This window comes from Enterococcus termitis, assembly GCF_001730305.1.
Taxonomy (GTDB): Bacteria; Bacillota; Bacilli; order Lactobacillales; family Enterococcaceae; genus Enterococcus_L; species Enterococcus_L termitis.
This window is the reverse complement of record NZ_MIJY01000005.1, coordinates 51,156-76,001: the sequence shown is the minus strand read 5'-3', so window position 1 is coordinate 76,001 and position 24,846 is coordinate 51,156. Positions and strand designations below refer to the sequence as shown.

Annotated in this window: 18 protein-coding genes; all 18 read left to right on the top strand. The window is 35.3% G+C overall.

What is annotated here, in order from left to right:
* Nucleotides 1–50: 50 nt before the first annotated feature.
* The 18 genes from BCR25_RS05140 (at nucleotide 51) to BCR25_RS05060 (ending at nucleotide 24,841) form a co-directional block, all read left to right on the top strand.
* Nucleotides 51–587, top strand: a complete 537-nt coding sequence (locus BCR25_RS05140; RefSeq protein WP_069662546.1) for a hypothetical protein — start codon at nucleotides 51–53, stop codon at nucleotides 585–587.
* On the top strand, nucleotides 587–994 hold the full coding sequence (locus BCR25_RS05135; RefSeq protein ID WP_069662545.1) for a hypothetical protein: 408 nt from the start codon (nucleotides 587–589) through the stop codon (nucleotides 992–994). Before BCR25_RS05140 ends, BCR25_RS05135 begins: the two co-directional genes overlap by 1 nt.
* Nucleotides 995–1,036: 42 nt before the next feature.
* Complete coding sequence (locus BCR25_RS05130; protein ID WP_069662544.1) at nucleotides 1,037–1,480, top strand: hypothetical protein; 444 nt, start codon at nucleotides 1,037–1,039, stop codon at nucleotides 1,478–1,480.
* Nucleotides 1,473–4,064, top strand: a complete 2,592-nt coding sequence (locus BCR25_RS05125) for a type IV secretory system conjugative DNA transfer family protein (RefSeq protein ID WP_083242586.1) — start codon at nucleotides 1,473–1,475, stop codon at nucleotides 4,062–4,064. The genes BCR25_RS05130 and BCR25_RS05125 overlap by 8 nt, the downstream gene beginning before the upstream one ends.
* Nucleotides 4,065–4,068: 4 nt before the next feature.
* On the top strand, nucleotides 4,069–5,994 hold the full coding sequence (locus BCR25_RS05120) for a pLS20_p028 family conjugation system transmembrane protein (protein ID WP_069662542.1): 1,926 nt from the start codon (nucleotides 4,069–4,071) through the stop codon (nucleotides 5,992–5,994).
* Between the two features lie 15 nt (nucleotides 5,995–6,009).
* Nucleotides 6,010–6,318, top strand: coding sequence for a DUF5592 family protein (locus BCR25_RS05115; RefSeq protein ID WP_069662541.1), 309 nt, complete (start codon nucleotides 6,010–6,012; stop codon nucleotides 6,316–6,318).
* On the top strand, nucleotides 6,308–8,806 hold the full coding sequence (locus BCR25_RS05110; protein WP_069662540.1) for a VirB4 family type IV secretion system protein: 2,499 nt from the start codon (nucleotides 6,308–6,310) through the stop codon (nucleotides 8,804–8,806). The genes BCR25_RS05115 and BCR25_RS05110 overlap by 11 nt, the downstream gene beginning before the upstream one ends.
* Nucleotides 8,807–8,827: 21 nt before the next feature.
* A complete protein-coding gene (locus tag BCR25_RS05105) occupies nucleotides 8,828–9,736 on the top strand; it encodes a hypothetical protein (RefSeq protein WP_069662539.1) in 909 nt (302 codons plus the stop codon).
* 211 nt (nucleotides 9,737–9,947) lie between these two features.
* Nucleotides 9,948–10,154 (top strand): hypothetical protein, encoded by a 207-nt coding sequence (locus tag BCR25_RS05100; RefSeq protein WP_069662538.1) that lies wholly within the window; start codon nucleotides 9,948–9,950, stop codon nucleotides 10,152–10,154.
* Nucleotides 10,135–10,416, top strand: a complete 282-nt coding sequence (locus BCR25_RS05095; RefSeq protein WP_069662537.1) for a ribbon-helix-helix domain-containing protein — start codon at nucleotides 10,135–10,137, stop codon at nucleotides 10,414–10,416. Before BCR25_RS05100 ends, BCR25_RS05095 begins: the two co-directional genes overlap by 20 nt.
* A gap of 40 nt (nucleotides 10,417–10,456) precedes the next feature.
* Entirely contained in the window at nucleotides 10,457–10,840 is a 384-nt protein-coding gene (locus BCR25_RS05090; protein WP_069662536.1) for a hypothetical protein, read from the top strand.
* Complete coding sequence (gene mobP2, locus BCR25_RS05085; RefSeq protein WP_069662535.1) at nucleotides 10,840–12,567, top strand: MobP2 family relaxase; 1,728 nt, start codon at nucleotides 10,840–10,842, stop codon at nucleotides 12,565–12,567. The genes BCR25_RS05090 and mobP2 overlap by 1 nt, the downstream gene beginning before the upstream one ends.
* 50 nt (nucleotides 12,568–12,617) lie before the next feature.
* Nucleotides 12,618–13,706 (top strand): DUF3991 domain-containing protein, encoded by a 1,089-nt coding sequence (locus tag BCR25_RS05080; RefSeq protein WP_069662534.1) that lies wholly within the window; start codon nucleotides 12,618–12,620, stop codon nucleotides 13,704–13,706.
* On the top strand, nucleotides 13,706–14,746 hold the full coding sequence (locus BCR25_RS05075) for a peptidoglycan amidohydrolase family protein (RefSeq protein WP_069662533.1): 1,041 nt from the start codon (nucleotides 13,706–13,708) through the stop codon (nucleotides 14,744–14,746). The genes BCR25_RS05080 and BCR25_RS05075 overlap by 1 nt, the downstream gene beginning before the upstream one ends.
* Before the next feature lie 23 nt (nucleotides 14,747–14,769).
* Nucleotides 14,770–15,375, top strand: a complete 606-nt coding sequence (locus tag BCR25_RS05070) for a hypothetical protein (protein ID WP_069662532.1) — start codon at nucleotides 14,770–14,772, stop codon at nucleotides 15,373–15,375.
* Between the two features lie 117 nt (nucleotides 15,376–15,492).
* Nucleotides 15,493–16,443, top strand: a complete 951-nt coding sequence (locus BCR25_RS05065; protein ID WP_069662531.1) for a hypothetical protein — start codon at nucleotides 15,493–15,495, stop codon at nucleotides 16,441–16,443.
* A gap of 743 nt (nucleotides 16,444–17,186) precedes the next feature.
* Nucleotides 17,187–17,594, top strand: a complete 408-nt coding sequence (locus BCR25_RS20945) for a TnpV protein (RefSeq protein WP_071879553.1) — start codon at nucleotides 17,187–17,189, stop codon at nucleotides 17,592–17,594.
* Nucleotides 17,595–17,647: 53 nt separating this feature from the next.
* Complete coding sequence (locus tag BCR25_RS05060; RefSeq protein ID WP_071879554.1) at nucleotides 17,648–24,841, top strand: helicase-related protein; 7,194 nt, start codon at nucleotides 17,648–17,650, stop codon at nucleotides 24,839–24,841.
* Nucleotides 24,842–24,846: the final 5 nt, after the last annotated feature.

Genomic DNA, 24,846 nt, shown 5'->3' with positions numbered 1-24,846 from the left:
AGAAGATAGTCTAAGGCTATCTTCTTTTTTATAGAAAGGATCGTGTGAGTATGCTTCTTTTTGTTGCAGTGATAATTGTCTTTTTTGTTCTCTATGCGTGGTATAACTTCAAATATGAAGAAAAAATGAGTAAAAAACATTTTGATTATTATATTGAGAATGAGCAAGGAAAAAAGGAAATTAGAAAAGCCTTGATGCTACGTCTGGAGCAGAAAATAACTGAATCAGAAATATTAGAGTCAGTTGAAAAGTTTAATAAAATTGAAAATCCAAGATATGTACAAGAAATATCGCGTGATTATCAAGTGTTGTATCAAGAAATGCATTATGTAAATGGCTTGGTTAGACAAATCAATACGTTAACTTCTCATTTTGAAGAAGAATTAAAATTGGAAAATGACGAGCAGAGTGTTGAGGTCTATCTTAATAACCTAGATGCAATAATCATTCATTTGAATACAATAAATGAGAAAGAAGATCGCTACTCTAAAGTATTAGAAATGAAAGAAGTTAAAAGTAAAGCTGAATCACTGGTTAAGGAACTTCTTTTAGTTCACTCAAAGTTTCGAACAGGAGAAAACCTTTGATGAATAAAAACGAATTCCAAGGGACAAAGATATCCTTTCTTGATTCTAGAGAGTTAAGTGATATGTGCTTTACGTCGAAAGACAAGTTTCAAATTAGAAGAACCCAGACTTGGTATCTTGTTGCTAAAGTGGATACAGTTACAGTGAATCAAGATACTCTATTTATCACTGGAAATGGAGAGATTTTCATTAAACTGGAACATTCATACCAATTTGTCGGAATACTTAGTGACGATGAAAAATTCATATGTCAATATTTCGACGATGTGAACGAAGTCATTCCGTCCCGTCTGTTTCAGAATTTTATGATTAAAACTGTTGAAGAATTTCAGGCTGTACCAGTCACAATTTGTAGTCAAGACAAGGGCAGTGTTCTGTTATCCCTTGACAATCCATTTAAACCTTAATATCAAAGCAAAGAGTTATTGTAAAGAAGGGAGTTTTTCATATTGAAGTTATCTAAAAAAGAAATAACAATGGAAAGAAACAAAATGCTATTTAATGAGATTTATCGCAAATTAAGGACTATGAAAACTTTAAATGATGAGCAAATAAGCAAGTTTGCATTGATTGATGAAATGCACGGCTGGCAAGAAAAAATATTACTTAGGATTAGAGCACTTGAAGAGTATCATGTCGAATTACAAGAAAAAAGATTTGAAGAAGAAATTAAAGAACTATCTGAAATCAAAGAAGACGAACAAGCTGTAGATGTATTAATTTCTAAAGAATACGCAGAACTTGAGTTGTTACGAGAGAAATCTCCAGTACAATATGAAAAAAATGAACCTACTGTGAACCAGGTTAAGGAAGCAGAGGACGGGCATACGAAAATGCCAATTCAAACAATGGAAATGCTCGAACAGAACGAGCGAATACTAAGCTATGAGTAAGTTGAAGTTTAGAAGCATGATTCGTCCCTTCAAAGAATCAAAGCTTGGGAAGCAGACGTGGAGAAATGCCGATAAAACGCCGTATAAGAACGCTGAACGGTTTTTAGGGTTACGAAGAATACTTATTCCATTAAGTATCCTACTAATGGCTATAACCCCTTTTTTTGTAAATTACGTATTTTCTTTTTTTGATCTGTTAACAGACGTCTTTTCTGAAGGATTATTTTCAGGTGCAAATTGGGAGCGATTGTGGCAGCCTGTTTATTTTATTAGATTTCCTTTTTCAAGCGGGTTTACTACTGTTTTCTATGTATTGCTAATTTTGGTACTATACTTTTTTGAAGTTAAGCATATGTATAAGCTGAGAAAAGGATTCATGCCTTTAGAAGAACATATGACAGAGGCAACGTCAAGATGGTCATATCCTAAAGAACTTGATAGCCAATATGAAACAATGGCTACAGACAATCTAGATGATTATGATGGTCCTGCTGGTATTCCAATTGGGACGGCTCCTAGAAGCTTGGAAGATTTGGAAAAAGGACGAGTTAGAGAATATATTGCAGATGAGAGCACCAATACCGCAATTGTAGGAGAAACAAGAGCTGGTAAAGGTGTTTTTGGTGTAGAAAAAATTATTGACGGTTTAAGTCGGACGAAAAAAGTCTTGGACAAAGTATCAATGGTTATTCATGATCCATCTGGAGAGCTTTATCTAAAATGGAAAAAATTACTAGAGAAGCGTGGATATGTAGTTAAACTCTTAAACCTGATAGATACATATGTATCTGATTCAACAAATCCGCTTATGCTAGTAGCACATTATTACAAACAATATTTGTTTGGAGAGACTGAAGTTGAACGAAATAAAGGACTAGATCAAGCACAGGCGGAGCTAGCAACATTGTGTTATTCCTACTTTAATGATGATAATGCAAAGGAAAAGATTTGGCAGAATTCTAGTATTGCCCTATTTTCAGCAGGAACCCAGGCATTGATGGAGGAAGCTTTATTATTAGATCGACCAGAACTAATCAATGTTTACACGATTTTGAACATGATCGCTGAAATGAATGGTGATCGAATTGCTCATGTAGATCACCCTATACTTGTCGCAGCAGAGCCGGATAAGCAAAAAAGGACTGTTTTATTTACCGAGTTCAAAGGTAAAGCAGTCCTTGATTTTTATTTTACTCAATTACCAGAAGGACACCCAGCTAGAATTTCATATCAAGATATTAAAGCTTCTGCGCCTGCAGCAGCTACTATTGGGAATGTAGTAACGAATATGTTGTCGGATATGAAAGCTTTCAGACGAACTGGTAATGCCAAGTTAATGGCTCAAACGTCGTTTGATTATATGGATCTTGGATTTGGCAAAAAGCCGATGGCCGTATTTATTGTTGTCAGTGACCAAGATAAATCAAATCATGCGATCGCTGCAAACTTTATAGATCAAAGTTTTAAGGAATTGAATAAAAAAGGGTTACGTCAACCGAACAGAAAATTGAAAAGAAGAGTTTGTTACTTAGATGAGGAATTTGGGAATATGGTAAAGGTTCCAGAACAAGGTGCAAAAACGACCGATGGATTAAAAGTTGGTATCTCTCATGTTTTTGTTATGCAGAACTATGAGCAGGTTGATAAATATGGTGAAGGGGAAGCCGCTACCATTTTATCAAACTGTGGAAATATAATTGTCGTAAAAACAAAATCTAAGAAAACTAGAGAGACGATTATTGATGATTTAGGAAATAGAGCGAACCTTTCTTTATCCAGACAAGGGAAACCAGGAGAAACTGATCGGACGCTTACTGATTCTGTTGAACGAATTCCAATGGTAACTAAAGATGAGTTGGCTCGAATCCCATTTGGGCGAACAATAGTGATTCGTTCGATGAAAACACACGATTTGAAAGGTAAAGTAATTGAAAACATTTACCCTATTTATAATCGTGATGATACGAAAATGGAGGAGGCTTGGAAGTACTTACCTTATGAAGAATGCAGTTGGGATGATATAGAAGAACTGTATGACGACGCACCACACACTCGTATTAGGATGGACGACTTACTTTATAAAGTTGATGTATCGGAAATTCCACTAAAAGAGGCCCGTAGAAAGGCGATTATGGAAGAATCCGAATTAGATGAAATAGAATCAGAAGAATTTATCGATACAACTTTAGAAGAGACTGGTCCTTCTAAAGTTTTAGAGATAAGAAAACAGGAACCTGCCAAACAAGAGAATATGCCATTGAAAGAGGATTCTCCTAAAGGATCGTCTATTTTAATGTACCAAAATGAAGTGTTAAGTGAATTGGAACTAATATTTGATGACTACATTCGAAGTGATATACAGAAACAAAAAATTTGGGAAGGTTTCCCGTATCCTTTTGTTAAAAAGATATCCAGATGTGTTCGTGTGTATTACGAGGATAAACCTAGATACATTTCAGAATATGAATCTTTACTGGAAGGGAACAGTACAATCATTGATTTGAAGAATTGGCTATCAAACGTAGGCCGAGAAGAACTGTTTCAACAAGTTATTGATTTAATTGAAACTGGGGGAATGAGGTGATTATATGACAGAAAAAGAAATACTTAAGATCCTTAACTACTATGATAGCTACTTGACACGTGCTAATCCTATTTGGGATGGGCTAAGAGAAATTGGAATGTCTATTGCCAAAGGATTAGGCGGTATATTGGACGGAGTCAGCTCAATTATGGGTAATTTAATCAAGCTTTTAGATATTGGTCATAGTCCTCTTTTAGAAAAGCTAATTAAAGACTTAGAACCAATAAAATGGGGGTTGTTAACCTTAGCTTTGGTTGGATTTTTCATTTTATTAATGGTGAACAAAGTAAAAAGTCCGGGAGAGGTTCCAATGAACCTATTGATTGTAGTTATTCTTACGATGATGTTGCCATTTCTTTTTACAACTACTTCAACAATGATTCAAGGTGTATTTGGTGGTGTGACGGAGAAATTCGAAAAGCCAGGAACGGCGATTATACTCGATAATACGACCGATATAAGGGCAGTTTCAGAAGATGGGTGGAAATTGAAGAATGGAAAGTCATTCAATAATTATTCAAGTGAGCGTCAAATTAAAATGTCTGAAAAACTGACTAAGCCAGAAAAAATTGGAAATGGAGACCCTTTGAAAAAGTATATTTATACGTCCAATAAAGGAAAAGATTCTCCACAAGATATACCTGCACCATCTGGAGTGGCTGGTTGGTTAGGAGATATGTTTGCAACAAACTATTATCGAAATAATGTTAAATTTTTGCAGATATATTTGACTATGCTTGTTTCAATTGTCGCACTTACGATTACAAGCTTTAAGTTTGCGATCATAATCAATAAAATGTATGGAGATTATGTGTTGCTAATAACAGCGGCTCCGGCAGATATTATGGGATTACAGCGTGTCAAAGCGATTTTCTCTGAAATAGCAGGAAGTCTTGCATTGATTGTGTATGTTCCGATTTTGTATCAGATCTATTTGATATCAGTGTCCGTAATCAAATCACTAAACTTTGATTTTTGGACATATATTGTAGCGATGGCTGGTGCTGCTTGGGCATTAATGGATGGGCCAAACGGATTTGCTAAGGTTACAGGGATTGATGCTGGATTGAAATCAACAGCAGCAGTTGTAGCCGGAGCTTTGGGAGGATCAAAACTAGCCAGAGCTGGCTCCAAAGCTGTAGGAAATGTTGCCAAATCAGCAGCCGGAGCATTAAGCGACGTTGGTGCATTTGGTGCTGGGTTTGCTGCTGATGCATTGACAGATGATTCAGGAGAGGGGACAAAAGGAATAAATGGAGAGAGTAAGAATAAAGATGAAGAGCCAGATGAAGGGCAAGAAGATGGATTCGACAAAGGTATCAATGAACCTGCTACTCAGGATGGAGGCAATGAAAATTCTCCGGAAACTGGAACGGATGAAGCAGGGGAAGATGTTCCTGATAATGAAAAAGATGGATTAAATGGAACTGATGATTCACAAAGTTTAGATGAATCTGAGCCACCTACAGATGAAGAAGGCACTTCAGTAAATGATAATTCAATAAATCCTGATTCACAGTCTGAAATGGGAACAGATGCAGAACAAAGTGAACCTCCTAAGCATGAAGGAGTGAATAGTTCAAACGAAGAAAAAGATACGCCACCTGATCATTCAGCAGTACCGTTAAATGCACAGAAAGAAGATAATCAAAAAGAGACTAAAGAATCTGAGCCATTAGATATTGATGATCAAATTCGTCAAAAAGAAGATGAATTGTATAAATTAAATAAAACTAATCCATTACGTCAACAAATGAAGAATAGAACATTAGGATATGATATGAATGACCAAAGAAGGTATCAACGAATGAACAGAATAGATAAAGCTTCTGAAAGCTTCAATAGTGGTGCAGCATATCGACAACATCGTTTGAAAAAACAAAAACTTAAAGCTGAGATCAAAGAATTGAAAAAGATAAAAGAAGGATAGGAGCTGAACATTCGAATGTTCACACGACCAGATAAAATTAGTTCAGAAATCAAATTCCGGGGTGTGTATTCACTGACAGATTTGGCGATTGTTATTCTAATTGTAGTGTTCGGTATGGGGAATTTAGCAGATATGGTTTATCCTCCGTTGAGAATGCTTTTTAGAATTTATCTAGGTGCTTTTTCGTTGGTGTGGATGCTACCGTCTCCTGTGTCTCCAGGAATGAAAAATATACAGACAATGATAGAATTGCTCAAACGAGATTATACTATTTATTCTCCGGATTCTATGTACGATATGGAGGATGAATTAGATGATTGTTGACGAGACAGTAGAAATAAATGAACCTGAAAAGAAAAAAAAGAAGATCAAAGTGAAGTATCATATCCCGAACAGCGTATTGAAAGTAATGAACCATATTAGGATAGACAATGAAGATTGTATTGTAACTAGAGATGGTGTAACGGATTATTTGATACTTGAAAATTATGCGATTAAGAAAGAAACCGAAGATAACCAACGAGCCGCTTTAAAAGGGCTCGTTAATTTGTTTAGAGCGATAACTGGAGATATTAAATTGATTTTTATGGGTTACGCTGTAGACACAAAAAAGCAAATTGAATATATGTATGAACGTTCTTCTGGATTAGAAACTGATTACTTATTGGAGCAACGGGATCACAAAGTGTGGGAACTAAACGAGGCTCACAATAAGATTCTTCAGAATGTTGTTTACATTCAAATTTTTGGTAAAGATAATGCTGAACTTGAACGACATAGAAGTGAGGTATTAAGTGTAAATAATACATTTATTCATGTGAATGAACTTCCTTTGTCTCAGAAAAAAATGATAATCTATCAGTTAAATAATCTTGGAGAAACCCCGCCTGATTTTACTGATGCCATATCAAGAAAAGAAAACATTAACAAGAACGGTGAAGATCGATCGTTCATGAGTGAAGTAATGCCTGAAAGTGGAATTACTTTTAAAGATGACCTTATGGTTAAAACAGGTAATGGCTATGTCGGGTGTTATCACTTATTTAAATACTCCAAGAAAGAACGCTTTTACTGGGGTGAAACAATCTTTCGTCAACCTGGAACAATCACTACAGTTGATATTACTCACCTAGAAGCTACCAAAACAAAACAGAATATTACAAAAGGAATCGGGGATAACGAGGACAACGCGAAAAACGGAAATAATCGTGAAATTCGAATGAATTCAGCAATCGAGAAAAGCTTACTAGAAAGTTTGTTACAAGACATGCTGACGTCCAATGAAAGTGTCAAAGAAGTTACGATTCGATACTACATTCCAGGGAAAACAAAAAAAGAAGTACGAGAAAAAGCTAAAAAAATCGATACAAAAATTTCGTTTAAGGGATATAAAGCACGATTCTTTTTAGGTGAAGAAAAGTATGAGTGGCAGGCTCTCTTTAGCTCTCAGACAGCACAAAAAAGACGTCGTAGACGAACAGGAAAAGAATTAACGACTACAGATTTAGGAACAAGTTATCCGCTAAATCATAGCCAACTTATTGACCCTAGAGGTGTGTATTTTGGAATTAGTAATACAGGGGGACTAGTAATATTTGATCCTTTTCATAAGGACAGGAAACGACTCTCATATAATTTTGTTTTATTAGGTGTCCCTGGTTCAGGTAAGTCGTCAACATTCAAAAAGTTAGGAAGTACTAATCACCTGTTAGGGAATTATACGTATTATTTTGTTGTTAGTAAAGAGTATGATACGTTCATGGATCACTACGACGGATTGATGGTTGATGCTTCCGGAGGAAATGGAACAAGTAATCCATTTCAGATTTTTGCAACAGTTGTGGATGAGGATACGAATAAGATTGATGAAGATAATAGTTACTCTGTAAACTTGAATAAGCTAAAAACAATCTTCATAAATATGTACGGAGAAGACAATGCAGATTTGAAGAATGGTTTAAGTAAATATTTAGATTCTTTTTACAAACAATTCTTTAAAAAGAACAACATGTTAATGGATCGGATCACTCAATATGAAGCTGATCAATATCCATTACTAGAAGATTTTCAGATTTACGTTGACAATCTTTTGTATGACAGTGAAGGGAATGTTAGGACAACTCTTTCACCATTTGAATCTAAACGTCTAGACAAAATTTCAACAACGATTGACAGCATGATTCAACACCATTCAGCAATTTTCAATCGCCACACAACGATTGATTTGAATTTTTATCGATCTGTGGCGTTTAACTTGGATAAGTTGTTGAATCTTGGAAGAGATGTATTCAACGCACAGTTTTTTAACTTATTGTTTTTAGTTTGGAATTTGAGTATGCAACGTGGGATGCGTGAAAAATATCTAGTTGAGACAGGACAAAAGGATGAGTCAGAAGCTATTCGAACAATGATGATGTTAGACGAATTCCACAATATTACCCGTCAAGAGAACATGGATGCAATCGACTTGCTAGATAGATATGATCGTGAATCTAGGAAAGCATACGGAGGACTTGGAATAGCTACTCATGATATTTCAGATGTCCTTTCTGAAAATGCGTCAGGAGCGTTTAACGACAAAGTTAAGAAGCTATTTAAACTTTCAACATACAAATTTATAATGGCCCAAGATGCTGACTCTAAGAAGAATTTGAAAGATGCATTTGACAGTACATTAAGAGAAAGTGAGCTTGATCAAGTACCCAATCTGGAGCTGGGAGAAGTAATTCTTTGTATCGCAGGTAAAGGAAATATTTCAATGAAAATTGATTTGTCAGCAGAAGAGCAGCGGGTGTTTACGGGTGGACACTAGTAGATAAACTGGAGGTGTGAAATGGTAATAAAGATAAAGAATTTGTTTGATGGTGTGGTGGTTTTCTTTCAAGAACACACGTCATTCACGTATCAATTATTGTTTGGATTGACGATCATTCTAGGCCTAGTATTCGCTGTTCCAACTATTTTATATGGAGCGGAAGAGGCTTCCACTGACACACCTCTTGGTGTTGAAAATCAAGTGAGTCTGAGTTCTGTTTCGCTTACATTGATTGAACGCGGATATAATCCTGAAACGAATTATGCGGAGATTTTTTTGAAAGTAAACGGTAATTTAGCGAGCAGGTCTAAGTTAGATTTAATTGCTGGAGAAGAGAAAAACCAAGTAGAAGTTCCCGCAAAAATAATTCGACTAACGGAGAACTATTACACTATTCAAATGTCGTCTATCCCAAATAACTGGCGCAATATAATTATTGATATTGCAGAAATTTCAGAGAATGATTCAGCAGTGGAAATATTAGATGCAAGTAAATTGTTTGAGAATTTTGGAGTAAAAAAGGAAAAGGACAAAGCGAAAATAACACAATCTCAAATCTACTTTAATCGAAAAAAAGTATCGATCGATACTCAAGCGAAACCCCAAAATGAAACAATGTATTTAATAAAATGCTTGGACATGGAGATAGAAGAATCGACGAAATTTATTAAAAACAATAAAGAAGCGATTGTTGACTTCAACAAGAAGATAAAGACAATAGAAGATGAAATTTCTGACATCGAAAGTGAAAAAAAATATCAAACAGCAACGGAAATCAAGCAAGCGGAAGATCGTATTCAATCTAAAAAATCAACAATTTCAGATATAAAAACAAAGATTGAATCTGCAAAAGAAAGTAATATTGAGTTACTCGAAAAAATCAGTAAGTTAGAACAGCAGAAAGCAGATGTAAGTTCAAAAGAGTAGTGCACCAAAATAGTAAATGTCATGCACCAAAAGTGTTAATGATTGCACCAAAATTGCAAAGTATGCACCAAAACTGTAAAAAGAGGAGTGTTCATGGTACTAGAAAAAATCCCGACACTGTCGGGTTGGGTCCGAATTTGGACCCATTTTTGCCTTATGCTCTTGCATTGAGTAGTTGAAAACTACATTTTAGATCGAAGGAGATGTCAATATGAAAATCCAGAAGAATAAAAGATCAACAAAGCAATATAAAAAAGTTCGAGATCCAGTAGGCGAATATGAAGGAAATCAACTTCCACTAGCAAAGCTAAATAAGAAATTGATCAGTGAATTATCAAATATGAACAGTGTAATAATAGGTGCGGGTTGTAACGGGAAACACAGGGAGGAGAAAGCAGATGGCAATCGTAAAAGCTGAAGGGTTAACAGATGAAGAGGTTGCTCGTTTCGACGAAGTCGCTCGACTGAATGAAATGAGCCGCTCGGAGTTTATCCGCTACATTATCAGAAACATTAGCACGTTCCCGGAGGTGCTGGATGCCGAACTACGGATGAAAGCAATTGTAGATGATATAGTTGCGCACTTGGATTTGAATACAAAGATTCTGATGAAAAATATAGAGTTAGGATATCTTCCGCCTATTATTGAGAAAGCTGAAGCTGGGAATAAAACTAATTAGAAACAATCATTGTACTAAATAAAAATGGATGTGAGTCATAATGAGTGAGAGATTTAGTATTACTCCAGATCAACAAGCAAAATCTTTATTGGATAAATTACTTGAAGCTTATGGTGGTAGTAAATCAGATGTGGTTAATCTACTTGCTGAAAAGTATCAAACACTGCTTAATGAAAATGATCTGTTGAGAGAACAATTATCTGAAGAACGTAGGCTGTCAAAAGGGACTTTACGGACCATTGAACAACGACTGAATGTGTTGTATGAAGTTGAAAACACAAGACAAAATTATGAAGCATTTCCTGAGCTACGGCCAACAAGTAAAGAGAAATCCAAGATAATTATAGAAGCAGAAGATCAGGTTGAACTCGATCGAAAAAATAGAGTATTTAATCATTATGAAAAATTACGTAGGAATCCATAATGAGTAGCCCAGGTATTGTAATGACTGGTAAATTTGCTCGACCAGGATCAGCTGCATTTTCTGAATATATGGACTACATGGATCGCGATGAAGCGGTTCGAAATATGGCTTACAATAAGTATTCCGCATTTGTAAATCAGGAGGGAACAGAGGGCACATATGAGAACGACGAAGCTGAAACATTAGAGGACTATGTTAAGTATATGGCTAACCCAGCTAAGACGTCTCGATTGTTCTCTAGTGATTCTAGCCGACTAACACATGAAGATACGGTGGCGTTAAAAGCACAGTTTAAAGAAGCGTCAGAAAATGGTAGCGTGATGTGGCAAGATGTTTTTTCATTTGATAATAATTGGTTGATTGAACATGGTTATCTAGATCCAAAAACAAATTGGCTGGATGAAAAGAAAGTTCATGACGCAACACGAGCAGCAATGAATAAAATGTTAGATAAAGAAGGTTTACTAACTTCGGCTATATGGACCGCTTCAATTCATTACAACACGGACAATATTCACGTCCATGTCGCAACAGTTGAGCCGAAACCTCTTCGTAAAATGAAAAAAATCGTTGATGAGGAAACGGGTGAGATTACAAGTGAGAGACAAGGATATCGTTCAAGAAAAACTCTGAAAGCTATGAAAAGTGCATTTGCAAATCAGTTACTAGGTTTGGAGAAGGAAAGAGCAAGAATTGATGAATTAAGTAAACAAATCATTAATGGTATTAGATCAGATGAAGGGTCAATGACAATCCGAAAATATGAAGCGGATCTACTGGATGTGATTAGAAAACTTCCTCCACAAAAGGGGTATCGAAAATATGGCTATGCAAAGCAATTCAAATTTAAAGAGCCGTTGGACAGAATCATTGAGCGCTTTATCAGTGAATCATTTCCAGATATATATGAGGAAATGATTCAACGTCAGGAATACGTATCGGTGGAAGTATCCAAAGCATACGGAGATAAAAGAGGTACAGGAATTGACAAAGAAAACAAAAGAACAACTCTATATACTCGATTAGGAAACGCAGTCTTAAATCAAATAAAAGAAATGGATATTGGAACAGAGGTTAACCAGAAAAAAGCGAATGTCAGTCGATCTGATATTCAGGAGTTGATTGATGAATTTGATGAGGTCTCTTTTATTGATGAAAAAATTGAACAGGAAGTTTTTTCATTTGATGAAGAACTCAATTTTTTAAATGAAATAGATCAAGAACAATCAATGGCTGTTGAAATAAAAAGAGAAGACGAAGCCTTTCAACGTGCTCTTGAGAAGGTACATGCCAACCCTCATAAAAAAGTTGAAGGACAAAAACCTACCAAGGATGAATGGGAAAAAATTACTGATGAATTCACATTGATCGATGAGAGAGACAAACGTTCAGTATCTGCTGTTTATGATGAACTTTTTGATGATGCTGACGTCACTCTAAAAAAATACTATGAACAAATTAAAGAACGAATACCTGAAGCTGATACTATTTCATATAGAGAACAAATTATCGAAGAAAGTGAAGTTTTGAGTAAAGGAAAAACTTCTCCACGAGTGAAAACTGAATCTCAGAAATCATGGAGCCAAGTTCAAAAGGAATGGGAACGTGAGATGAATTTACGTCAGGATCTGAATCGATTAAAGAGAGTTCTGAAAGATACAACTGATCAGTGGAGAAATGAACAAGCATATGAAAAACTTGTTCGAGAAATGAATTATCAAACTTAGAAGACACCTAACAAACACTGTTAGGTGTCTTTAATTTTAGGAGGAATTAAATGAGTAAAAAGTTTTTTTCTAAGAAACAGACGGATGAAGCAAGAAACACAAATATTCTAGAGTTCTTGGTTTCCAAGGGAGAATCTTTTCTAAAACAGGGTGAGTATTATCGCCATGCGGAACACTCTAGTTGGGTATTTGATAATCGAAAAAAGATGATGCATTTTAACACAGGAGCAGAAGAAAGACATACAACCAGTTGTATTTCAGTTGCCATTCAAATTTATGACATGACCTTTAATGATGCCGTGAAAGAAATATTAGGTAGTGAAGCCGAAATTTTGACTGAGCAAGACTTTCAAGTGAAGCAATATGACAAGTTTGAATATGACAAAGAAGTGAAACATTCGAAGACATTTGCTGATGTATTTCATTATCTTGGTTCTGAAAGAGAGATTGATACAGAGATTATTAATCTGTTCAAAAGAAATGGACTGTTAATGCAAGATCAACATAAAAATTGTGTATTCCGTATGATCAATCGGGAAACGATGGATATAAACGATGTTATTGGAATTGAACTAAAGGGTACGCAGTATATTCCACCTGAAAAACGTATGAATCCTAAGCGTGATCATTTTCTGTTCCAACACCCAGCCAATGATAAGACTGCGGTATTTTTTGCGGCATTAAGTAGCAAGATGCCAACTGAAGAAATAAAGATATTCGAAGCACCGATAGAAGTCATGAGTTTTCTTTCGCTAAATAAAAAAGAATTTCTGTTAACACCGCGTGACCATAATATTGACTTTGTTGCTGGAAGTGGATTAAAACATGCGGCCATTGAGGCGCATTTTAGGAAGGTAGTGAGGGCAAATGAAAAACTGTCAGGAGGTGATGCCCGAGTAATACCCAAGCTGACTCTATGTGTCAATAATGATAAAGGAGGAATTGAGTACATTACAAGTTTCAAAAAATTTCTTTCTAGGGAAGGCTACTCTGATAAGTTCCTAGACGCAATCAACATTGAGCTTCCAAAATCAGTAGACAAGACGATTGAAAATTTCGATTACAACGATCTCTTGAAAGAAACAAATAGACTAAATGAGCAGAGAGAAGCAACTGTTCAAAAGGTTGTGGAAGCGTAATGAAAAAATGGTTGATAGTTGGAGCAGCTATGTCGGCAGCACTCTTTCTTTTAATGATTGTTACCGTGATAACACAACCATTCGTGAATTCTGCTACTGTAGCCATGCAAGACACAGAACTTTCAGATAGTAGCTTTGACGACAAATTATTTCGAAAAATTATCAAAGAAAAGTGCAATATGTTTAGCGATAAGGCCGATAAGATAATTGCTGAAGCAAAAAAGGCAGGTGTTACTCCTGAAATTTTTGCTTCAATTATGATTCATGAGAGTGCCTGGGGAACAAGTTTTGCAATAAAGCAGCATAATAATCCTTCTGGGCAAATGACTTCAGAGGGACTAATCCATTACAGTACATTGGATGAAGGGATTGAAGCAACTGGAAGGACACTAAAGAACCTAATAGTCGAACGTAAACTCCATACAGTTGAGGCTTTAGGGAGTGTTTATTGTCCCGTAGGTGCTGCCAATGATCCTATGGGTTTGAATGCTAATTGGGTACCAGCAATTAAACAATTTATCACTATGCTAGGTGGAAATCCGGAAGCTAGCTTACTTTGGTCAAAATCTGGTGGTAATGGAAATAGTAATAGCAGTTTGAATGCCAGTGGGAAAGCTAAAAAAGTACTTGAATGGGCTGAATCAATGCACAGAAAAGGTGTCATATATACACAATTAGGACCACGTGGAACATTTCCATACTACGACTGTTCAGCTTTTGTAACCAGGGCAATGGAACATGCAGGAATTCCTATTGGATTAGGAAGCACTGATACGTTGTATTCAGTTGAAGGAAAGTACTTAGAGCCAATTTCTAAGGAAGATGTACAACCTGGAGATATCTTCGTTTGGGGATTTAAAGGTTCTTCTGGTGGAGATAATGGTCATACTGGCATTTTCACTGACAATGGAAAAACAATTATTCATTGTACCCCTGCAACCGACAAAGGATTTCCTCAGGATGGTGATGTTGTGGTTACCCCATTTGAAGGATACTATGGCTATTCTTATGCTCCAGTATTCTTTTACCGAGTTAAATAGACTACTTAAAGGTGGTGAATTGAATGAAGATAAAAAAATTTATGTGGATTATTCCAGGTATCTTTTTCATTTTTCTTCTAGCGGTTTTGTTTATTAACAAAAATAGTGATGAAAAGAACCAGGATGATTCAATTGAAATTGGTGAAGTGTCCACAAGTGATAGCTCAACCAAGGATATCGAAATAATTGAGATAACGAATCCAAAGTATGAAGAAATGGAAAGTGCCCTGCAAACGACGGAAGAATTTTTGAAAACATTTTTTACCTATGAAAAGGTCGGTGACAATCAAAAAGCTTTAGAAAAGCTAAGTACGCAGAATTTAAAAGATAAATACCAGGACTTTATCCGTGTACAGGAACTGAATAACAACAATCAAAACTATGCAAATATTACTTATAAATCATCAGATGTTTATTATCATCGAATCAATGAAAAACAGTTCCAAGTGATTGCTGAAGTAAAAACAACGTTTGATATTTTAGATAGCGATGGAAATGTTGTTAAGAAAAAACTTGAGAATATAAGCAAAGTAAAGCTTTTGGGTGAAAGAGAAGTGAAAGCCAATGATTACAAAATTAGAGAATTTAGCTATATTTCACTTGAGGACACAGACACTACTCTGAAATAAAAAAAGACAAAAAAGGTCAAACCCGACCTTCAGGAAATTTTTTTCACGTAAATAAAAACATGTTTATATTGACGTATAAATAAAAAGATGATATTTTTAACGAAAGGGATTTTGAAAATGAACTTAAAAGAAGAACTATTTGAATCGAAAAGATATAACAAGCAAGAACAAGTTCAACTGACCGGACTTAAATTTAGTGATGGAACTATCGATTTTTGGACAGTTGATAAAAATGGAATTCCTTCAGAAGATCTTACGTATCCTATTGAGACTAAAGTTGGGAATCCTAGTATGGAGGTAGCTGTTTCTAAGTCAGCTGATGTCGAATTTTTACAAGAGAATGGATTAATCATTACTGAGCCTAATTCAAGTTTTGAATCAGGCAATGATACTTATTATGTATATGGATTAACAGAAAAAGGAGTTGCAGCTGCTGAACAATTACCCAAAGCGATGGAAAGAAACATAGATCACTTTTACACTGTTATCGAGGATGGGAAAGAAAGTACCACAGAAATCATTTATGCCGAAAATGAGAAAGAATTAAGTGAAAAGTATCCAGAGCTTGAAGAAAATCAATATGTTGTTGGCGTTAAAGATGCATGGGACCAAGGATATGGACTTCCAAAACTTGAAATTGATCATGACTACTCATTAAGGGATTTAATAGAGGATGTTGAATCTGGTTTTGATTATGAGAAGGATCGCTATGAAAAATACGCTGACCGTATTGACCATTCTCTATCAAACATGAGTATAGAAACGTTAAGATATTTAGATTTGATGAATCAAAAAAGAGGATTCACTGAAAAAATACACACTAGTGAAAAAATTGATTTGAACATGTATGATACGTTGGTCATTGAAATGCACAATTATAGTGGGTCTATTACTGATGAACAAAAGAATGAGCTCGAGTCAATTGTTTCGTTAACTAATGAAAAAGAATTATCTGACGGTGTTAGTAGAAGACTGGACAGAATTCAAGATATGGAGTTGGCCCAAGGGTATGCAGCTGGGAATGAAAATGTAGAAATTGAAAACTCTCAAGAAATTGGTAATCAATAATAATAAAATTGACTAAGAAGGTGTAAGAAGTATGGTGAGAATGAATCTACGAGAAATCTATGATGAAAGCTTGAAGAGTATTAAAGCTAATTCGGATAATTGGAGAACTTTTCTTGCATTTAGTGGCCAACTATATAAATATAGTTTTATAGATAAAGTATCTATTCATAAGCAAAAGCCTAATGCAACGTATTTAGCAGATTTCGATACGTGGAAAAAGATCGATCGTTATCCAAGAAAAGGACAGAAAAGTATTGCGATAGTTGACAGTCAGCAAGATCAAGTAGTGGCGAAACACTTATTTGATATATCGCAGACCTATGGTAAAAAGTTTGAAGAACCTAGCTGGACAGGAAATAGAACTATTGCTAAGAAGGTTATTTCTAAGTTTTATGAATCTGTTTTTGATGTGAAAGATTCAGAAGTTCCTCTTTTTAATGCATTTGAAGACTTAATCTATCATGCGGTTAATAACTACGAAGAAAAGGATACAACAGGTTATGTAAGTAAAAATCGGCAACTGATTGAGAATTCTATTTTATATGCAATTTCTACTAAAGCCCCTTGGTTAAACCCAGTGTATGATGAAAACTACTTTGATGAGATTATGGATATCGAACTAGGAATTGAAGTTTTCACCCTAGGAAATGTAGTCAACGAAGTTACTCGTCATGCATTGTCAAAAATATACGTAATTAAACAGGAAATCGAAAAAGAATTCACTAAGCAGGAGGAACAAACATATGGACAAGAAAGATCAAATGAGCGAAAGTACCAAGATAGAAGATTTAGAGTTAACAGAAATTCAACTATCGACAAACAAAGAATTCGAGGCACCGCTGCAAGATTACGGAAGAATAGCAATGGCATATTTGAAAGATCAAAATCAGCCTCTGTATCACATGAAATTAGCAGAAGGAACATTGATGGAATATCTTCATTCTCTGGAGGAACAAGCAATCAGTCGAGAAATTCAGCTTCTGAAATCTGGACTGAAGAAAAATCCTTATCCAACGGAAAACGATCAATTGAAGAATATTCAACACCTAAACAACCTGTTGAGCCAAATAAGAGAGATAGTAACTCAAGAGATGTTACAAACGATTCCAGTCAATCCATTACCAATCGGACAGGACATTACAGTGAATTAAAAGGAACACTAACAAACAATAAACAATTCAGTTTTGTATTGCCAAGTGGTGATATGTCCTCCATTTGGCTTTCCAATTCTAGATGTAGTCTTCAAAGGGACTTTCCACATGTACAAGGACACAGTGATTCATATGAAATCGTTGAGATACCTACACTTAAAAAACTATTTAGAATTAAAGGGAGTAGGATTGAAACTAGGAGTTTATCAGAGTTTCGACAATGCTTTGAGGACATAATTGATCCAGAAGTTGATACTTTTTCTTTTGAAAAGGAGTTATTTGAAAAAACAAAAGCCGTCAAAAGTTTTACTTCAGGTGGTACAATTGATTTTCAATTCCTTTTGAATTATAGAGATTACCTTGATTATTTAGCCAATCCTGACTTAAAGAAAGATAATATGATTAGTCTATCTCCTCTCAAGGCCAATCCGGAAATTGAAATCGGGTTGATGCATTTTCCAGAAGATAAAGCAGTATACTTTCTTTTTAGGAATAATTTCCATACTATGGAACACTCGATATATCAGTCGTCACATGATTTAAAGTTAGCAGCCAATGAAGGTTTGATTAACGAGCAAATTTTTGCAGTAATAGAAGATCCAAGTGTAGATAAAATAGTTGAAGTGGACCCGTTGCATAAGATTAGAGTACACAGTATAGATGAACTTGATCATTTGATAGATTCGATGACTAGAGAAATCACTGAAGAGGGACTGTTTTTTGAAAGAGAACTCTTATACGTTGCAAAAAATCGAGTGACAAGAGAAAGGGGATCAGTTTTAAATGATTCCGAACTAACTCTTATGAAGCAGCACTTAGAGAATTTAAATCCATATAGTGATGAAGTAGAAGAAATTCGATTGGATGGAGATCCACGAGTAGCTTCTACTTTTTTTGAAACAAAAATGAATCAAGTAGCTAATGATGAGTTACCTCAAGTTATTGAAGAACCAATAGTTCAAGAACAACTCGTTGAAAATAATTCTGCTACCCCAAATCAAAGAAAAATCGACTATTTTAAAGGAGCATTTCCTTCAAATAGTCATTTTCGATTTGCTTGGAATGGTGGAGAAGACATTACTACTGTTTATTTAGATTTATCTTTTGGAAAGTTAAGCTCAACATTCCCGGCGATTGAGGGATATAGTGGTGTTTTTACTGTAGTTGAAAATCCTAAGGAGAGTAGAGAAGTCCACTTTCTTAATCGCGTTTTAATCACGAGAAGTAAAGAAGAACTGCGTGAAATATTTCAGGATATGGCAAATAATACTGGGGAGACAACCTCGTTCGAAAATGAATTATTTAGATTAATGCGAGAAAAAGGTATAGAAAATAATGGACTTGGTAGAAACTCGAAAGAACTCACCTTTTCTAGACTAGTGGAATATAAGAAATATTTGAAAACTGTCTATCCTGAAGAAAACACAAATAGTGGAGATGTTGAACTATCCTTAGTCCCCTTAGCAGCAAACCCGGAAATAAAAATAGGAATAATGGATTTTGTTCAGGACGAGGCAACATATCTTTTATTTAGAAACAACTTTCATTCTGGAACAATTTCTGAAAAAACTAATTTTTTACTAGAAAAGGCATTTGCTGTAGTTGAAGACGTTTCACAGGAAAAGATGTATGAGTTTGAACAATTCTCGACAATTACTGTAAGAAATATGGATGAGTTTAGACAATTTGTAGAAGATACGTCTAAAGAAATTTCTTTAGATGCTTTATTATTTGAAAGACAGTTGATATTAAAGACCAAAGATATAAACTCTCGTATTCCGGGAACGTCTATATCGGATATGAATCTCAGTATTTTAGAGAGGCACCTTGCCAACTTAGATTTGTCAAATGATTCTCTCAATGCATTAGATATAGAAGTTGAAAATGAACCATTGTTAGTTATATCAAGTTTAAAAAATGAACAAGAATTTACCATAGCTCAATTCGATAAATTCTATTTGAAGTTTATCGATGGAGAGCACTCAGCTGACATATATACATTAGATGACTTCTATTATGGGTACATTGATTTCAAAATAGGAAGTCCAGAGGCTCTTGTTTCGTTGAAAAGTCAAGATGATAGAATTGGTTATTTGACAATCATAGAGAAAAACCATTTTAGTCATGGTCACCAAGAAATGAATTTTCCTAAAATTCCATGGGTGATTGAAAGGTTAAATGAGAGTGTTCCAAAGATTAATAGTAAATATCTATCAGAGGAAGGGCGAAAATATCGAGAGTCAATAAAAGGAACTGCTGAAAAAGAACACAATGAGGAAGAATCTTCTGAAGAAATGTCTCTGTTTGATTTTGAATATGATGCAGCTTTAGAGAGTAACCAGACGGATAACAACCCAATGTCTGAAACGTTGCTTGTATCTAAGAATTACTACAGTTCTGATGACACGTTGTACCAGAATGGAAAAAAAGCAAAAGCTCAAGATAATCTTATTGCATTGGAACTATTAGACTCATTAGAAAAACAACAACAACAAGCAACCAAAGAGGATCAGTCCGTATTAGCAAAATATTCTGGATGGGGAGGCATTCCTGAAATCTTTGATGAAGAGCTTTCAAATTGGAAAGACGAACGTAATCGATTGAAAAATTTACTGAGTGATCAAGAGTATGCAGGGGTACGATCAACTGTACTGACTGCGTTTTATACAGATCCTAAGCTGATTAGAACTATGTATCAATTCGCTGAGAACTTTGGTGATTTTTCTAAAGGTAATATTTTAGATCCAGCTATGGGGACAGGAAACTTTTTTCAAGCTTTGCCGGACAATTTGAAAAGTGCTAATTTGACGGGTATTGAATTAGACGGTTTAACCGGACGGCTTGCGAAACAATTATATCCGGATGCAAATGTGTCGATCGCAGGTTTTGAAAAAGTTAAGTTGAAAGAAAAGATGGATTTAGTGATCGGGAATTTTCCGTTTAATAATATCAAAGTGCTAGATCAGCAATATGATAAATACAATTTTGTTGTACATGATTATTTTATGGCAAAATCAATCAATAGCCTAAACCAAAAGGGAGTATTGCTATTTATAACCTCTGCTGGTTCAATGGATAAAAAAGACATGCGTGCTAGAGAATTCTTAGCTAAACGAGCGAACTTTATAGGTGCAGTAAGACTTCCAAAGACAGCATTTAAGCAATCAGCTGGTACAGAAGTAATTTCTGATATATTAATTTTCCAAAAGAAAACGATGAAAGAAATGATGGCTGAATATCAGGAACCAAACTGGGTCAATTCTAGAGAACACCCTGAGTTCCTTGGTTTGTTTATGAATGAATACTTTATTGAACACCCTGAACAAATACTTGGAGAAATAAGAGTAAAGAACTTTCAAGGGCAAACATTAGATGTTGTCCCTCCAAGTGATCAAGATTTGATTAAAGAAGTAAATGAAGCTTTTAACCGAGTGCTGAAAGATCAAACAATAGAAAAAATTGAAATAAAAGAAAAAAGCTCACACTTATTACCAGAAGTCTTAGTCGAGATAACAGTTCCAGAAGAAACTAAGCAATATTCTTTCTTTAAAGTAGGAAGTAGAACCTTTTACCATACGGTCGATGGAGAATTTGAAGAGTATAAAGGAACAATGAACCAAACAAGAATCAAATTAATGATTCCTGTGAGAGAAGCTGTTTCAGAAGTATTGACCCTTCAGCAATACGATTATGAGGAAAGTGAACTAAAAGAGAAGCTCAAGATTCTGAATGAGACATACGATGCTTTTGTAGATAAATGTGGATACATGAATGATCCGGTCAATATGAGAATATTAAGAGCGGATAACAAATATCCGTTATTAGTATCACTTGAAAAAGAAACAGAAGATGGCTATATCAAGCAACCAATTTTCTACCAGGCAACAGTACGACCAAAACAAATGATTCACACAGTAAGTAAGGCAATAGATGCAGTTCAAATTTCAATGATGCGAAGACGTAATATTGATTTTGAATATGTTCAAGAACTTTATCCAGACCATACGTTCAAAGAAATAATTGAAGAATTAGGAAGTGAGATTTATCTCAATCCTTCAAAATTGCGAAGTTTTGATACTCTCCCTGAAGAGAACCTTAATGCATGGGAAATTGCAGATGAGTTCTTAACGGGAAATGTTAAAGAGAAACTAGATCGTTCGATTTCTATTCGTGATGCTGTAAAAAATGCTGATCTACTCAAGCAAATCGATAAAGGAATCGAGGATTTAAAGAAGGCACAACCAGAAAGATTGTTAGAAGGCGATATCAAATTTCAGATAGGTAGCCCGTGGATACCATTACGATTTTACGATGAATTTATGCACGATCTATTTGAAACTCCAGAGTATATGACTAAAGGCAAGTTTCGGATTAGAGTAGACTATTTAGATCACAATGCGTCATGGAGAGTGTTAGAAAAAGGAAAAAATGGCAATAGTGTTCTTGTAACAGAAAAATTTGGTACAGACAGAATTAATGGCTATGAAATTCTTGAAGCAAGCCTAAATCTACAAAAAGCAACGATTAAAGATAGAGTCGTTGATGGAGACACAGTAAGGTATGTTCTGAATGCGAAAGAAACAATGATTGCTCGTGGAAAACAGGAAGATATTGAATATGAATTTCAAAAATGGTTGTTCCAAGACCAAGCAAGATCGAGAGAACTTCTTGATATATATAATGATCGATTCAATACTAATAGACCAAGGAAGTACAATGGAGAAAATCTAACATTCGATGAGATGAATTTACAAGTCGAATTACGACCACACCAAAAAGATGTAATTGCGAGGATTTTATATAGTGGTAAGGCATTGATGGCTCATGAAGTAGGTGCGGGTAAAACAGCAGCTATGTTATCAGCTGGTATGTACTTAAAGCAAAATGGGTTAGTGAATAAGCCACTATATGTGGTTCCCAATCATTTAACAGAACAGTGGGGTAAGGAAATACTAACTTTTTACCCCAATGCTAATATTCTCATTACAACCAAAAAAGATTTTGAGAAGCAAAATAGGCGAGCGTTTGTATCAAGAATTGCTACAGGAAATTATGATGCAGTTATAATTGGTCACAGTCAATTTGAGCGTATTCCTCTGAGTGAAGAAAGACAAAGAGCTATACTAAATAGTCAAATTAAAGATGCACTAAGTATCATTGCCGAATTGAAGGCTGCTGACGCAGAAAAATGGTCTATTAAACAAATTGAACGATTTAAAAAAGGACTAGAAACAAAGTTAGAGAAACTAGCAAATGAATCGAAAAAAGATGATGTGATAACATTTGAAGAATTAGGTGTGGATTGTCTATTTGTTGATGAAGCACATGCATATAAAAATTTGTTCATTTACACTAAAATGCAAAATGTTGCTGGAGTCGGTAAATCAAATAGCCAAAGAGCAAGCGACATGCTTAGTAAAGTTCGCTATATTCAGGAAATGAATGATGGAAAGAATGTTGTTTTTGCAACAGGAACCCCAGTATCAAATTCTATGAGCGAATTATATGTTATGCAGTATTTTCTTCAGCCAGAAGAGCTTAAGCAAAGAGGATTAAACTCATTTGATTCCTGGGCTTCTACTTTTGGCCAAGTAACGTCTACTTTAGAGATTACCCCTGAAGGTAGTGGTTATCGTATCAGAGACCGTTTCTCTAAATTTCATAATTTACCTGAATTAATGACTATGTTCCACCAAGTAGCGGATATTCAAACCGCTGATATGCTTAAATTACCTGTTCCAGAATTAGAAACAGGGAAAGTCCAAACTATTGTAACTGAACGGTCGTTGTATCAAGAGAGAAAGATGGCTGAATTTGTCACTCGTTCTGAGGATATTCGGAACGGACATGTTGATCCTTCCGACGATAATATGCTAAAGCTGACGAATGAAGCTAAATTAATGGCTATTGATTCGAGATTGATAGATGAAGAACAGGTCCGAGATCCAGAGTCAAAATTAAGTATTTGTTCTGAAAAAGTGTTTAGTGTATGGGAAAGAACCAAACCCACAAATTCTACCCAAATCATTTTTTCTGATAGTGGGACACCTAAACCTGGTAAGTTTAATGTTTATCAAGAGATTAAAGATCAATTACTTTCTAAAGGTGTGCCTGAAAATGAAATAGCGTTCGTTCATGATGCTAAAACAGATAAACAACGGGACGATTTATTTGAAAAGGTAAGAAATGGCGAGGTTCGTGTGATTATTGGAAGTACGCAAAAACTAGGTACGGGAACAAACATACAAAATAAATTGATTGCTGCCCACCACATAGACTGTCCTTGGAAACCTTCTGATTTGACCCAACGTGAGGGGAGAATCCTACGTCAAGGAAATGAAAATGAAACTGTTGAGATTTTCCGGTATGTAACAAAAGGAACATTTGATTCATACTTGTGGCAAATTCAAGAACAAAAACTAACATATATTGCTCAAGTGATGAATGGAAGCAATATAAACCGTTCTATGGACGATTTAGACGAAACAGTGCTATCTGCAGCGGAAGTGAAAGCAATCGCCACAGACAACCCTCTATTGGCCGAGAAGATGGGAATAGACAATGAGGTTACCCGTTTACAACTAATTCGATCGCAGTGGGCCAACGCAAGAAGTCGAATGGATAAAAATATAAGAGAAACTTATCCTAACAAGTTAGCATATCTTGATGAGCAGCTTAAAAAGTATTCAGCTGATTTATCTGTTATAAATTCTAACCCGCAACAAGAGTTCTTTATGGAAATCGATGGAAAACAAATTGATAATAGAGAGGATGCCTTTATTCAGATAAACGCTTTTTCTCAGCTGACTGGTAACGATCTGAATAAAGAAAAGGGGAGTGCTGAAATTAAAATCGGATCTTATCGCGGATTAGATGTTTATTTAGAAAAAACCACAATGAGAGAAGACACCCTTTCTCTTCGGGGTGAATCAAGTTACCGGACGAAATTTACTCCAGACACGAAAACAGGGAATATCACTCGGTTAATCAATTTAGTTAATCACATAAATGATCGAATTAATGATACAAACGATGAAATCAGAGATACGAAGTTACAAATGGAAGTAGCACAAAGAGAGCTTGAAGCGCCTTTTCCTCAGCAAGAAGAACTTGATCAATATCTAAAAGAACAATCAACTATAAATAAACAAATTGAGTTACAGACGTTGGAAAGTGAATCAGAAGAAGAAAGGTATGAAGTTGAGTATGACATGGAAGATGAACAGGAACACGTAATGGGAATATAAAAAGA

Coding starts and splice junctions, on each gene's coding strand:
- BCR25_RS05140 (WP_069662546.1), top strand. CDS start 51: ATGCTTCTTTTTGTTGCAGTGATAATTGTCTTTTTTGTTCTCTATGCG.
- BCR25_RS05135 (WP_069662545.1), top strand. CDS start 587: ATGAATAAAAACGAATTCCAAGGGACAAAGATATCCTTTCTTGATTCT.
- BCR25_RS05125 (WP_083242586.1), top strand. CDS start 1,473: ATGAGTAAGTTGAAGTTTAGAAGCATGATTCGTCCCTTCAAAGAATCA.
- BCR25_RS05120 (WP_069662542.1), top strand. CDS start 4,069: ATGACAGAAAAAGAAATACTTAAGATCCTTAACTACTATGATAGCTAC.
- BCR25_RS05115 (WP_069662541.1), top strand. CDS start 6,010: ATGTTCACACGACCAGATAAAATTAGTTCAGAAATCAAATTCCGGGGT.
- BCR25_RS05110 (WP_069662540.1), top strand. CDS start 6,308: ATGATTGTTGACGAGACAGTAGAAATAAATGAACCTGAAAAGAAAAAA.
- BCR25_RS05105 (WP_069662539.1), top strand. CDS start 8,828: ATGGTAATAAAGATAAAGAATTTGTTTGATGGTGTGGTGGTTTTCTTT.
- BCR25_RS05100 (WP_069662538.1), top strand. CDS start 9,948: ATGAAAATCCAGAAGAATAAAAGATCAACAAAGCAATATAAAAAAGTT.
- BCR25_RS05095 (WP_069662537.1), top strand. CDS start 10,135: ATGGCAATCGTAAAAGCTGAAGGGTTAACAGATGAAGAGGTTGCTCGT.
- BCR25_RS05090 (WP_069662536.1), top strand. CDS start 10,457: ATGAGTGAGAGATTTAGTATTACTCCAGATCAACAAGCAAAATCTTTA.
- mobP2 (WP_069662535.1), top strand. CDS start 10,840: ATGAGTAGCCCAGGTATTGTAATGACTGGTAAATTTGCTCGACCAGGA.
- BCR25_RS05080 (WP_069662534.1), top strand. CDS start 12,618: ATGAGTAAAAAGTTTTTTTCTAAGAAACAGACGGATGAAGCAAGAAAC.
- BCR25_RS05075 (WP_069662533.1), top strand. CDS start 13,706: ATGAAAAAATGGTTGATAGTTGGAGCAGCTATGTCGGCAGCACTCTTT.
- BCR25_RS05070 (WP_069662532.1), top strand. CDS start 14,770: ATGAAGATAAAAAAATTTATGTGGATTATTCCAGGTATCTTTTTCATT.
- BCR25_RS05065 (WP_069662531.1), top strand. CDS start 15,493: ATGAACTTAAAAGAAGAACTATTTGAATCGAAAAGATATAACAAGCAA.
- BCR25_RS20945 (WP_071879553.1), top strand. CDS start 17,187: ATGGACAAGAAAGATCAAATGAGCGAAAGTACCAAGATAGAAGATTTA.
- BCR25_RS05060 (WP_071879554.1), top strand. CDS start 17,648: ATGTCCTCCATTTGGCTTTCCAATTCTAGATGTAGTCTTCAAAGGGAC.